A 13598-nucleotide genomic window follows, 5' to 3' on the forward strand; every position below is an offset into this window, starting at 1 on the left:
AGAGTACTATTCAAACGTTGCCAAACTCCGTCAATGGTTTATCAGACTGTTTGTGCCATCGCTACTTACACTGTATTCTCCTCCCGAAAAACCATCACGGCCGTTCGAACAATCTGCGGAACCCATGATACCAACATCAATTGAATCACATTTACGACCAGAACCACAAAGAGGCCTACTGCACTCATGATCAACTTCCCGATAAAACTGGCCGTGGCCAGCAAGGAAGGCATGGCGATCAGCGAACATTTCGGCCATGCCAAACAGTTCCGCATCTATGCCGCAACTCCAGACAGATGCGAACTGCTCGAAACTCGTGAAGTGTCGCATTACTGCCTGGGACAGCATTCCGATCAATCGGCCATGGCCGGCATTCTGGAAACCATCAAGGATTGCCATGCGGTGTTTGTCGCCAAAATTGGCGATGGCCCCACGGCAAAAGTCAATGCAATCGGCGTGCGCGCCGTCTCGCGCTACGCCTACGAGGCAATTGAGGATTCGCTGCTTGACTACGCGCGCCGCATTGAATCAGGCGAGGAAATGTTATGACCAAGAAGCACGTAGCCAGCTGGGTGCTGGCTCACCCTCTATCGCCTATCCATGTGGACTGTGCCACCACGGTGATGCTGAAGATCCTGGACGGCAAATGCAAAATGCGCGAAACCGAAAAGCGGGTGATGGAACTGCTTTACGATGAGGTAAAAACCCGTCCCAGCCAATTGCTGACCGAGGAACTCCATTCGCTGATTGCCGCCGCCCGCGCGCATCCGGATGAGACTATGAAAAACATCATCTACGAAAACCGACTGCTGGCGGAAACCACTATCTCACGTCCGGTGATGAAGGATTTTAAGGCCATGATACGGCGGGAAGGTCTGCTCGATGGCGGATTGGACGAAGACCCGGAAGCCTGATGTCGATAACAGAATTTACCGACCACCGCATCGTCTCCTACAAAAAGCATCCCCGTCACCACAACATGAGTTCGGAAACCTATACATCATGACAACCTACGCTATCGGCAGTGTCAAGGGCGATTATCAAGCGTTATTAAAACTACTGGACAAAATTGAGTTCGATCCGGACAACGATTGCTTGTGGTTTAGCGGTAATTTAGTCAACGAAGGACCGGAGTCGCTGGCAGTATTGCGATTTATCAAAGGTTTGGGCAAAAAAGCCGTGACGGTATTGGGCTATCAGGAATTGCATTTGTTGAGCGTGGCTTCCGGCTTTATACCGCGCGAAGCTGGCGATACACTGGACGAAATTTTGAATGCGCCGGATCGGGACGAATTACTCAAATGGCTACGCCAGCGCGGGCTGATTCATCATGATGCCAAACTGAACTTTACCCTGGTGCATGCGGGTATCCCGGCGGAATGGACTTTTAGCCAAGCCCTGACCTTTGCCTATGAAGTCGAATCGGCACTGTCCGGCGGTAATTATCCGGCGTTTCTGGAAAATCTGCGGCGTGACCAATCGCGCTGGCATGCCAAGCTTAGGGGGTGGAAGCGACTGAATTTTATTGCCAATGCCTATACTCTGATCAAATACTGCAACGAGCAAGGCAAACTGGATTTTAATGCCAGGGGTGCCCTCGGCTCTCAAGCCGAGGGGTTAATCCCCTGGTATCGGCTGCCCAATCGGATGACGGCCAATTTGAATATCGTTTTTGCCGATGATGCCGGTTTCGCTGACGCGGCGTTCCCAGGCATTTACCCATTAGCAGGGCAAGGCAATCTATCCGCGTTAAAGCTGTCCGCAACACCCGAACCCCTGGGCATGCCACGATCGAAATCAAGTTCGATAACGAAATAGCTTCCTTCCCTTCGTTTGGAATCGAGTTAATCGTTAGAATCTTCGCCCCCAGCGGCGCATGCGGATATATCTTTGCCGCAACTTCCAGTCCGACACCAGCTGTTAGCCGAGATACCGATCGGCCAATTTCTGCTTACAAGACTGAATCAGCGAAGACAGTTCATCGGTTCAACACTTATAATGCATGGGTTTTCCACAATTGGAATGTGGAAGCGTGCAATCAATTTCAGAATAAGGCGATTAACCGAATGTTCCAAAAACTCTATGACCGCGTCATCCGCTGGTCCAAGCACCCTCACGCATTAAAATTCCTATTCGCCTTGAGCTTTGCCGAATCGTCGTTTTTCCCGGTACCGCCGGACGTGATGCTGGCACCGATGGCATTGGCACAACCCTCCAAAGCCTTTCGTTTTGCGCTTTGGACTACGGTTGCATCGGTTGCCGGCGGAGTGTTTGGTTACGGGATAGGCTATTTTCTGTTCGACAGCATCGAACCTTGGTTGAAAACTTCGCATTACTGGGACGCCTACCGGCAAGCGACGGCATGGTTTGACGAATGGGGCTTCTGGGCTGTTTTTGTCGCCGGGTTTTCGCCTATCCCCTACAAAGTGTTTACCATTGCCGCCGGCGCCTTGAATATGGCTTTAATGCCGTTTGTGTTGGCTTCCTTGATAGGCCGCGGCGGACGTTTTTTTCTGGTTGCCCTATTGCTGGCGGCGGGCGGTGAGAAACTGGAAGCCAAACTAAGAGAATACATGGATCGTTTGGGCTGGGCGTTGGTCGCTATCGTCGTGGTCGGCGGTTTGATTTACCGTTTCATGCGGTGATCTCATGCGGAATCTTTTTTGACTCACCCTCTCCGACATACCCGAGAGCTATAAAAAAGAGAAGAAGCGCCGAATTTGAAATGCGAAAGGCATAAATTGTGTACACCTCATCCAAACCGGCTATGCGTCTGATCAAATCATGACCGAACTGCTGACGTTCATTCAAACCCATATCGAATACGCCCCATTCATAATTTTCAGTCTACTGATATTGGCCGGTTTTAACATACCGGTGTCCGAAGACGGCATGCTGTTTATTGCCGCATTTTTGGCAAGCCAAAGTCCCGAGCATTGGCCGTTGTTATACGCCAGCGTCTATTTGGGGGCTTATTTTTCCGACCTAATCTGCTATGGCTTGGGTCGAATCATTGGCCCAAGACTATTAGATTTGAAATTTTTTGCCGGCATGGCGCGGCGGGAGCGGATCGATAAAATCCACGCTTATTACGATCGTTATGGCGTAATAACGTTAATCCTGGGCCGGTTTATCCCTTTTGGCGTGCGTAACGGTTTATTTTTAACAGCGGGGCTGGCCAAAATGAACCTCATCAAATTCGCCGCGGCTGATTTATTGGCGTGCACGATCTCCACCGCATCATTTTTTACCCTCTATTATCGCTATGGCGAACAAATGATCGAAATGGTGCGGAAAGCCAATATTGCCATTTTTATTTTAGCCCTAGCCGTGGGTGGTTATTTTTATTTTCGCCGGAAAAACCCCGGTAGGCCGAACCAGCCCTAGGCCCGTTCCGTGAGTCAGCCGAGAAGTTGTTTGTTACCGAATTCTTAGGAAACGCCGGCAGGATAATCCTGTTCCGCGATATCCAGGCTTGGAGCTTCGGCTAACAGCCGATCAACCTCGTTCATCATTTGTAACAACAACGTTTCTGCCTGTTGCAATTGCCGATCAAGTGGACTATCGCCACCCAGCCTAAACTCCTGCTCCAATTCCAGCAAGAGCGTTGCCAGTTCTCGATGAGCAATCGAATTGACGCTACCGGCCAGCTTATGGATGATTTCGGCGGCGCCAATTCGGTCCCCGCTCTGATAACAAGCGCGAGTTTTGGCGATATCATCGGCATGTTGCTCTCGAAGCAGCGCGAGTAATTTACGATATACCAAGGGATTGTTGCCAACTTGCAGTCTGGCACGAGGACCATCAACCCCAGTCGGTAACGGAAAGTTCGGAATATCGGCGGCGATCGATGCCGATATCAGAGTTGAGGGGATACGCGCGGATTGTGTGTTCACCCAGCGAGCCAGAATCTGAAACAATTGGTCCCATTCAATCGGTTTGCCGATATGGTCATTCATGCCGCTCTCTAGGCAGCGCAGACGATCGGGCTGCATGACATTGGCGGTCATGGCGATAATGGGTAATTCGGCATGACTTGGATTGCCGCGGATGGCGCGGGTAGCCTGATAACCATCCATCACCGGCATCAGACAATCCATCAGAACCGCGGAATAATCGTTTTGATCGACCATACTGACCGCTTCTTCTCCATTCACCGCCAAGTCGGCGCGTATGCCTTTATTGGCCAGCACGGCCATCATCAATTCCTGATTAATCGGATTGTCTTCCACAACCAACAAGTAAGCTTGCCGCAGTAGCGGCATCGGGTCGCTGACAGCGACAATCTCTGGCTCGGAGAGACGCGCCTCTTCGGTTAACTTATCCAACACCAGACTGAAATAAAAACAACTGCCCTTGCCCAATTGACTCTCGACGCCTATATCGCCGTTCATTGCGCCGACCAGTTTCTTGCAGATCGACAAACCCAAGCCGGTACCTCCGTATTTTCGGGTAGTGCTATTGTCGGCTTGATTAAAGGCTTCGAACAATCGGCTTTGGTGCTCGGCGCTCAATCCGATGCCGGTATCGGTGACGCTGAATCTCAATTGTGCCTGACTGGCTGTGTTGCTTAAGGCTTCCACCCGCAACACCACCGAGCCTGTTTCGGTAAACTTGATGGCATTGCCGCACAAATTCAGCAATATCTGCCCTAGCCGCAATGGATCGCCCAGGAAAGCCTCCGGCACCGTGTCATCCACCTTAAACTCCATGACCAGGGATTTAGCTTCCAGCAAGGTTGATGTCACATCTTTTAGATACTGCAACAAGTTATCCAGATAAAATTCGGTATGTTCCAACTCCAGCTTACCCGCCTCGAGCTTGGAATAATCCAAAATATCGTTAACGATGCCTAACAACCATTTCGACGAGGTTTTGATTTTATCCAGATAATTGCGTTGCGTGGGGGTGAGATCGGTTTGCAAGGCCAAATCGCTCATGCCGATAATGGCATTCATCGGCGTGCGGATTTCATGGCTCATATTGGCCAAGAACGCGCTTTTGACCCGTGCCGCCGCCAAGGCTTGCTGATGCATGTCTTGCAGTTCCGCGGTACGCTTATCAACTTGATGCTCCAGCCTGATCCGTATCCGTTGTAATTGGCGCACTCGCCACACATAGATACTCAACATCAGCGAAAACAAACCGAGCAGCAATAAGGCACGGAACCAGTTGGTCCGCCAGTAGGGCGGTGTGATGGTAATGGGTAGATTGACCCTTTGTTCGCTCCAAATACCGGCATTATTGCTGGCCTTGACCCTAAACAGATAACTGCCCGGATCGAGGTTGGTATAAGTGGCGACACGATTGTTGCTATCGCCTTCTATCCAGTCCCGATCGAAACCCTCGAGTTTATAGGCATAGCGGTTTCGCTCGGGATTGGCAAAATGCATCGCGGAGAAACGCAAGGAAAATACACCCAGCCGCCAAGGCAAGGTCAGGCTTTGGGGCCGGGTTAGACTACCTTCCAATTTGACGTCCGGGTCATTAAAGTTTGGGCCTAGCGAGCGGTTGAGGATGCTGATGTCGGTGATGGTGGGATGGGGCGGAATCTGATTTTGCTTGAGTTCGGCCGGATCAATCAACATGACCCCATCGGCGGTACCAACATAAACCAAGCCTGCGCCGCCAACCACCGAGGCAGCGGCTTCAACTTTGCTGGTAAACCCCGGTGGATAGGCGTAATAGGTGAAGCGTGCATTTTCGGGGTCAAACCGCGACACGCCGTGTGCTCGAGTAAACCAAAGTTTACCGGCTTGATCCACATGCAGATTTGTGACAATGCCGTTGACCAAGCCATTATCAATCCCCAAATTTCTAAATTGAAACCCGGTTCCCGTTTCAATGGCCTGGCAAACGCCCGCAGCCGTGGCTATCCATATCCTACCCCGTTCGTCCTCAACCAGATCAAACACGGAATCGCTAGGCAAAGAACTGGAATCGGCGGCATCGTAACGATAATGTTGGAACTGCCCCGTCATTGGATCAAGAATACTTAAGCCGCCGCCCGCAATATTGGTTCCTCCCGTCCAAACCCTACCCGCATGATCAACAAACAAGGTATTGACCGAATTATTGCCCAAACTTTTAGGATCGCTTGGATCATGGCGAAAATGTCTTTTGACGCCGGATTTCAAATCGTATTCTATCAAGCCGCCGCCGGTGCCGAGCCACAACACACCATCGGCACCCGGTACGATTTGATTGACAAAATTACTCGCCGAATCGCCAAGATCGATCAACTGAGTGCTTTCACGTTCGTCGTCGTAGCGAATCAAACCAGCTCGGCTACCCAGCCACAATGAACCCTGCGGTTGCTGATACAAGCTATAAACCATACCGATTGAAGCTTGGCCATGTTCGCCAGGCATGGCGGTCAGTTTTTTAAGTATCCGCCGCGTATGCGGATCTATGAGTAATGCGCCCTCCCAACTGCCCAACCATAATCGTTCGGAGCTCTCGGTGGCTATTGACCTGATTGAATTGTTAACAGTATCGTCGGCCCCTTTGAATGCACTGGGAATCAACCTTCCAAAACCGGCATTGGTAACGTCAATTCGGCTCATGCCGCTGGTTGTCGATATAAAAAGACCACCGGAACGCTCGACCAGCAAGGATGGAACTATATTGCCGGCCAGGCTATTGGGATCCTCAATCTTATGCTGGTAAACATCGAATTGTTGTCGCGCTTCATCCCAACGTAATAAGCCCTTCGCCGTTCCGACCCAGATATTACCGGTCGAATCTTGGTTAAATTGGTAAACTCTAAAGTTGTCGGGCAAATTCGAAACTGACAGGTGTTTTCTATTAACCCAGTCCTCGCCGTAATGCCAAACAATGATGCCGGCCTCGGTACCCAGCCATAAGCGTTGCCTATCGTCAAAAAACAAAGTTTTGACATTATTGGCCAAGGCCGACTCGCCATCTGCACTGATTTGATAATGCTTAAATTGCTTGCCGCCGGCGGGCAGATAATCAAGACCCGATGGCCAGGTACCAATCCAGAGTCCGCCGTCCGGATCCCTGGCCAACGCTTCAATATTATCTAAAGCCAAGCTGGCGGGATCATTCGGATCATGCCGATATATCTGAAATTGCCCGCTATCGGGATCAAAATGCCGCAGCCCGGCGCGAGTTGCCAACCAAAAGCCATTACCCCCGTCCGATATAAGGCTGCGAATATTTCGTCCTTGGCCTTCATCCGCGCTATCTTCCGGCAAAGCAATGGTTTTAAAGGTCTCTGTTTCCGGTTCAAAAACAACCAGCCCCTCGCGCGTTCCCAACCAGATTCGATGCCGCCGGTCTTCAATCACACTGGTGATAGAATCAAATTGTAAGCCCCCTTTCACATTCGGCATTTTCTTAAACGACTTAAGTTCATGCCCATCATAGCGGAGCAACTGCCCGATAGTCGCCAGCCAGATAAAACCTTGCTGGTCCTGAGTCATGGTAATGACTAAACCTTCACTAGGAATGCGCTTATCGTTGATAAACAATACATTCGGCTGGGTATGGCCAACTTCCGTAAATAACATCAATCCAAGCAACAATACGGCAACAAGGGATTGTGTTAAAGGAAAACCGATTCGCGGTCGCATGCCGAGTCTAAAAATCCCTTCAAAAATCGGTCGACAGCATGACGCTGAAACTGCGAGGAGCACCGATGTAATAAGAAGGGGCAATACCTCCGGCACCTTGAGCGCGCGTGGTAAAAGTGCTGCCGCTACCGGCATTCAGGTTCAGGTAATCTTCATCCAGCAGATTATAGACATTGAATCTGACCATCGGATCGCGAAACCAGCCGGTCGATGGCAGCCGATAACCGGCATCGAAACTCACCAAGGTATAGCCGCTGATGGACTCATCGTTGACCAGGGTGGAATAACGCCGGCCGGTGTATTTAGCGGATAAATTGGCCGACCATGGCCCGTTGCGATATTGCAAGGCGGCGCCGGCTAGATACTCGGGCACATCGGGAAAGGCCTTGCCGGCCGTGTTTTCGAAACTATTGGCCGCCGTCCGCAGATTCTGTTCCATCCGGCTATGAGTATAGGAAAACGAGCCGTACACGCTCCAGTTGGGCAAAAAACGCCAGGCTGATTCCAGTTCCACACCCTTGGTGGTCGAATCGCCGACGTTGTAATTGGTGCTGGTGGCATTAATTGGGTCGTAGGCCGAAGCGATACGATTGCGGTAATCGATGTAAAACAAGGTACCGGCGAATGACACATCCTGGTTGCTAAACCGGTAACCCAGATCCCAATTGGTTGAGACTTCCTCGTCGATATTCACCGATTTCAATCTGTAGCCGGTTAATTTGCCATCGGCGCCGGCCGTGCCGCCGTTGATCAGGCCGTAAAACACCGAATCGGGCGGAGCCTTGAAGTTTTCGGCCCGGCTGGCAAAAATTTGTTGCTGTTCAGTGAACTGGTAACGGATACCGACATTGGGCAACGGCCTGGCATAACTGGCCTTGACGTTGTAATCGGCGGGAAAACCCTCGCTGGCATAATTGTAGAAATCACGCCTAAGCTCGGTATAGCGAAAACCCAGTGACAACAGCAATTTATCGTTCAAGAACTTGATGTCGTCCTGGGCAAAAAACGATTGGGAATAATTTTCGGTCAGAAAATCCCGGCCCTGAAACGGCGTGCCATCCTGGCGGAGCAGCAATGCCGATGTATTTTCCAGCCAAGGGTCGGCGCTATTGCCGGCCCCATCGAAACGTACCCCCGGTTGCGTGCGGCGATGATGGGCATATTCATACCAGTATCCGGCCATCAGGTGATGGTTGGCGAGCTTGCTATGCAGGCGGGCCGTTACACCGGGGCGCTGCGTTTCAGTCAGGGCTCCGCTGTAAATCATCACGGTATCGCGGCTGTCGCCGTCCTGATTGATGTCGGCCACGCCGCCACCGATTTTGCCGCTGCCATTGCTTTCGGCAAGGGTTCTAAGCTCGTTGCCGCCGGTGCCGTAACCGTAGTTGTAATAAGGGTCGACATCAAATTTCAGATTAGGCATCGGCTCAAAACGGCCTTTCAAGGTCGCCAGATAATTCCGGTAGGGATTAAGGCTTAGATCGAAATAATTATCGGCCGGGACTCGCTCGACCTGCGCCGTGCCGTTCACGCCGACTAAATGGGCGGGCGGTTGATTACCGAAATCGGCATAACGGCCGAGCGTCTGGATTTCCCGCAAAGTCAACGTGCGCAAATTATTGTTGTAAAGCTCGTTATACAGCAAACCGCCGGTAATACTGTTACCGGGCGACAGGTTGAGTACGCCTTTAAAATCCAAATGTTCCCGATCGGCGCCACCATAGCCCTTGAATTTATCGGCCTCGGCCTTGGACACCGAAACAAAGGCCTTGAAGCGCTGATCGCCCAAATAACCGGTATCGGCCCGTAAAAAAGTTTTATAGGCGTCGAAAGCGCCATAGCTTTGTTGCACCCGAAATCGGGCCTGGTCGGTGGGATTGGATGTCAGCATCCCTATCGAGCCGCCGGTGGCGCCGACCATGGGCGCATCGGTGGGATTACCGCCTTGGATAACGTCAATCTGTTCCAGATTTTCCAATTCCACCAGTTCCGAGGCAAATACCGCAAAATTACCGGCATCGTTCATTGGCGCGCCATCAATGCTGACACCAATCTGATCACTGTTAAAACCCCGCATGCGGATTCCGCCGCCAAACAATCCGGTCGCGTCATAACTATAAGTATTAACTCCCGGCAGCATGTCCATGGCTTGGTAAACATTGTTTAGACTGTTTTTCTGCTCGATGGCCGGGCGAGAGACTACGCTAGTGGCTTGGGTCGAATTCTGCGGCGTCATCAATCCATTGCCTGGGGCGGAGATGCCTTCGACTATCACATTTTCAAGTCTGACCGCCTCTTCGGCCTGGATAGGTGTTGTAGAAAACGATGTCACCCATAACGTGAACAGTTGGAGTTGTAACTGACTGGTGAATGATATTTTCATAGGTTGGAACGGTTAAAGTCGGAGTTTTTGTGGCTCATTATGTTGTAAACCGTTGATATATCCTTAGGTTTAATTGTTGTTTTTGCGGCCAAATTCTCGTTTTTTGCTAATGCCTTACCCCTTGCAGCCCGCCCGTGTGCAAAACCACTATGCGTTGCCCTGGCATAAAAAAGCCCTTATTCAGCAAATCAAACACGGCAAATAGCATTTTACCGGTATAAATCGGCTCCAGCGGGACGCCATGTTCGGCCGAGAAATAGCGGATGAATTGTTCCAACGCGGGCGTAGTCTTGGCAAATCCGCCGAAATGATAATTCAAAAGAATTTGCCAGCCAGCCAGAGATGAATTGTTAGGCAACAACCGGTTTACCTCGTCACTCAGATAACCGGCATTTTTCAAAGCCGCAATCCCAACCACTTGCAAATGGGCGGGCGCCGCGGCAATCAATCCGGCCAAGGTAGTACCGGTGCCGCACGCCGTCACCAACACATCAAAAGGCCGTTCAATCTCGGCCAGTATTTCGGCAACGCCTTGTAAAGCCAGATTGCTGGCGCCACCTTCCGCTAGCCAATATTGACCGGGTTTCAAATCAGGTAGACTATCGTGATGCTTGAATGCCCGCAGCTGACGATAATCGCTGCGAGTGACAAAACGCAGCTCCATGCCCCAGTTTTGCAAATCGATCAATGTCGGATTGAATTTTTGCGGTTGCTCGCCGCGCACATAGGCGATGGTTTTCAGCCCCAGACATTTGCCGGCAAAAGCCAATGCATGCAGGTGGTTGGAATAAGCACCGCCCATACTGACGATGCTATCGGCACCGCTGTAGAGCGCATGATTGAGAATAAATTTGAGTTTACGCCATTTGTTGCCCGAGATAACCGGGTGCAGTAAGTCGTCGCGTTTGATCCACAACTCCAGCCGCTGAGCCGTTAACTTATCATCGAATATAGGCGTCAAGGTCGGAACACTTAATTGTGACTCGAGCAGCTTAAGACGTGGATGCAACGCCGAGTTCACCGTGCCTGCTTGATGGCCCAAGCCACGTCGGCCGCCTGCCGATTGGCTTTGATATCATGCACCCGAAACATACTCACCCCAGCCATTACGCCCAAGGCGGTGGTGACGGCGGTAGCGGTGACGAGTTCGGCCGGTTCGCTGACATTGCATAGGCTGCCCATGAAGCGTTTACGGCTAGTACCCAGCAATACCGGAAAGCCAAAACCGACAAACCGATTTAGATGCGCCAACAACTCGATATTATCCTGTTTGCGCTTACCAAATCCGATGCCAGGATCGATGGCAATATTCTCCGGCCTGATCCCGGCCGCCAGGGCCGCGTCGATACGTTGTTGCAGCGCAATTGCCACCTCGGCTACCACGTCGTCATAGCAGGGATTGTCCTGCATGGTTTTCGGCGTACCTTGCATGTGCATCAAAATGATGGGCGCTTGACTAGTCGCAACCAGGGGCAACATATCGGCGTCGTCCAGCCCGGCCGAGATGTCGTTGATCATCGCCGCCCCGGCATTCAGGCACGCATCGGCGACGGCGCTCAACGTGGTATCGATGCTGAGCAACAATCGTGGGTAGGCTTGCGTCAACGCCTTGATAACCGGAAGGACGCGCCGCAATTGTTCATCGGCCGGAACCGGATCGGAGCCGGGCCGGGTAGACTCGCCACCGACGTCAATGATGTCCACGCCCTCCTCGAGCATACTCTCCGCCCGCCGTAATGCGGCGGCAACCCCGGTAAACTTACCGCCATCGGAAAAGCTATCCGGTGTCACGTTAAGTATGCCCATGATTTGAGGGCCGGCATGGCGATTGAACATACGAATTCCTGAAAATGTGATACCGCTCTTGCTCGAATCGGGTATGCAAATTCACCACGCGGCGGCAAAATCGGCTAAGCTAAGGCGGTTAATTTTAGCGCAGGCGGGATGACGATGGCAGAAAATGACAAAATTTTAATTGGGCATCTGACGGAGGTGCGCGGCGACGGCATGGATGCGCGCATCACCGAGGAACATTCGACGGCGGCCCCCATCATCAAAGTCGGCAACGAAGAGATCTTGGCCGGTAATTTGGGTTCCTATGTGGTGATACGCCAAACCAATATCAGTGTGTTGGCCCTGGTATTCAAAATGTGGGAACGTGATCGTTTCGACAGCCTGGGCAACCGCGCCACGGACCGGTTCATTTCGCTGATCCCGGTCGGCGAACTCAACGACAACAATGCGTTCATTCGCGGCGTGCGCCACTACCCCACCCCCGGCGCCAATGTATATGCCGTCGGACTCGAAGAAATCAACGCCATTTTCGTCAAGTTTCGCGAATATCAGTTCTTCATCGGCCAACTCGCGTCGCATAAAGACTATCACTTGAGCCTGGACCCGCGCGCCTTGTTCGGCCGCCATTTCGCGATTCTGGGACAATCCGGTTCCGGCAAATCCTGGACCGTGACCAGCATGATACAACACACCATCAAAGCCATGCCCAAGACCCATTTGATCATGCTGGATCTGCATGGCGAATATTGCTGGAAAAATCAGGAGGGTAAAATTCAATCGGCCTTTCCCGAGGAATTGGTGAATTACGTCGACGCGATGGAACTGGAAATGCCTTATTGGATGATGTCTTATGCGGAATTGGTGGATTTATTCATCGACAAGGATGACCGTGGCGCGTCGATGCAAATGGCTTTTTTGCGCGAAATTCTGCAGACGCTCAAACGCAAGGAAGCTAAGGATATAGGCTTGAGCTCGGTTTCCATCGACACCCCGATTTATTTTTCACTGGCGGAAATGTATATGCAGTTCAAGGCCGCCAATGAAGAGCGCAAGGATTTCGGCAAGACTCAAGGCGCGTTGTTCGGCCAGTTCGACCAATTTTTAGTCAGGATGCAAAGCCGGTTCAACGACGTGCGCTACGACTTTTTGTTAAAGCCCAAAAAACGCAACAACTCGGCTAGCATGGCGGATTTACTCAGGCAATTCATCGGCTTGGGCGACAAAAAAGCCAATATCACCGTGGTCGATTTAAGCTCGGTACCGACCGACATACGCCCGGCGGTTTCGGCCCAGGTCGGCCGCCTGGCCTATGAATTCAACTACTGGAACCCCAAGCGGCGTGAATTCCCAATCACGCTGATCTGCGAGGAAGCTCACGCCTACATCCCCAGGGAAAGAGGCGGCCAATTCGAGGGCACCAAGAAAATGATGGAAAGGATCGCCAAGGAAGGCCGTAAATACGGCGTATCCATCGGCGTAGTCAGCCAAAGGCCGACCGAATTGTCGGAAACCATGCTGGCACAATGCAGTTCGTTTATTTGCCTAAGAACCACCAACCCCGACGACCAAGCCTATATCAGGGGCCTGGTACCTGAAGCCGAGGGCGATTTGACCGACATTCTAACCTCATTGGGCCGCGGCGAGGCCTTGGTACTGGGCGAAGCAGCCCCACTACCGACGCGGGTACAAATCTACCGGCCGAACCCGGAACCGAAAAGTAACGACGTCGATTACTTTACCGGCTGGCGAGAAGGACCGGACGATCTCGACGTCGAAGGCATCGTCAACAACTGGCGAACTCAGACACGCCAGTAAATTCAATC

The 13598-nt window shown here is 51.8% G+C and carries 10 protein-coding genes; 6 read left to right on the top strand and 4 right to left on the bottom strand.

Annotated features, from left to right (window positions below; genetic code table 11):
• The first annotated feature begins 186 nt into the window (after window positions 1–186).
• From IVG45_RS05870 to IVG45_RS05890, 5 genes are all read left to right on the top strand, one after another.
• Entirely contained in the window at window positions 187–549 is a 363-nt protein-coding gene (locus IVG45_RS05870; RefSeq protein ID WP_196436944.1) for a NifB/NifX family molybdenum-iron cluster-binding protein, read from the top strand.
• Entirely contained in the window at window positions 546–914 is a 369-nt protein-coding gene (locus IVG45_RS05875; RefSeq protein WP_196436945.1) for a hypothetical protein, read from the top strand. Before IVG45_RS05870 ends, IVG45_RS05875 begins: the two co-directional genes overlap by 4 nt.
• Window positions 915–1002: 88 nt before the next feature.
• On the top strand, window positions 1003–1818 hold the full coding sequence (locus IVG45_RS05880; protein WP_196436946.1) for a symmetrical bis(5'-nucleosyl)-tetraphosphatase: 816 nt from the start codon (window positions 1003–1005) through the stop codon (window positions 1816–1818).
• Window positions 1819–2066: 248 nt separating this feature from the next.
• A complete protein-coding gene (locus tag IVG45_RS05885; RefSeq protein WP_196436947.1) occupies window positions 2067–2645 on the top strand; it encodes a YqaA family protein in 579 nt (192 codons plus the stop codon).
• A gap of 139 nt (window positions 2646–2784) precedes the next feature.
• Window positions 2785–3387: a DedA family protein gene (locus IVG45_RS05890; RefSeq protein WP_196436948.1), complete on the top strand. Its 603-nt coding sequence runs from the start codon at window positions 2785–2787 to the stop codon at window positions 3385–3387.
• A gap of 44 nt (window positions 3388–3431) precedes the next feature.
• On the opposite strand, the gene IVG45_RS05895 is transcribed toward IVG45_RS05890, so the two are convergent.
• The 4 genes from IVG45_RS05895 to folP form a co-directional block, all read right to left on the bottom strand.
• The gene (locus IVG45_RS05895) at window positions 3432–7535 is read right to left on the bottom strand and encodes a hybrid sensor histidine kinase/response regulator (RefSeq protein WP_196436949.1); all 4104 of its coding nucleotides are present in this window, start codon (window positions 7533–7535) and stop codon (window positions 3432–3434) included.
• Window positions 7536–7617: 82 nt separating this feature from the next.
• Window positions 7618–9981: a TonB-dependent receptor gene (locus IVG45_RS05900; RefSeq protein ID WP_196436950.1), complete on the bottom strand. Its 2364-nt coding sequence runs from the start codon at window positions 9979–9981 to the stop codon at window positions 7618–7620.
• Between the two features lie 106 nt (window positions 9982–10087).
• Window positions 10088–11002 (bottom strand): 1-aminocyclopropane-1-carboxylate deaminase/D-cysteine desulfhydrase, encoded by a 915-nt coding sequence (locus tag IVG45_RS05905; protein ID WP_230874771.1) that lies wholly within the window; start codon window positions 11000–11002, stop codon window positions 10088–10090.
• Window positions 10999–11817 (bottom strand): dihydropteroate synthase, encoded by an 819-nt coding sequence (gene folP, locus IVG45_RS05910; protein ID WP_196436952.1) that lies wholly within the window; start codon window positions 11815–11817, stop codon window positions 10999–11001. Before folP ends, IVG45_RS05905 begins: the two co-directional genes overlap by 4 nt.
• A gap of 114 nt (window positions 11818–11931) precedes the next feature.
• On the opposite strand from folP, the gene IVG45_RS05915 reads away from it, so the two are divergent.
• Entirely contained in the window at window positions 11932–13590 is a 1659-nt protein-coding gene (locus tag IVG45_RS05915) for an ATP-binding protein (protein WP_442923355.1), read from the top strand.
• Window positions 13591–13598: the final 8 nt, after the last annotated feature.

Source organism: Methylomonas sp. LL1, from assembly GCF_015711015.1.
Taxonomy (GTDB): Bacteria; Pseudomonadota; Gammaproteobacteria; order Methylococcales; family Methylomonadaceae; genus Methylomonas.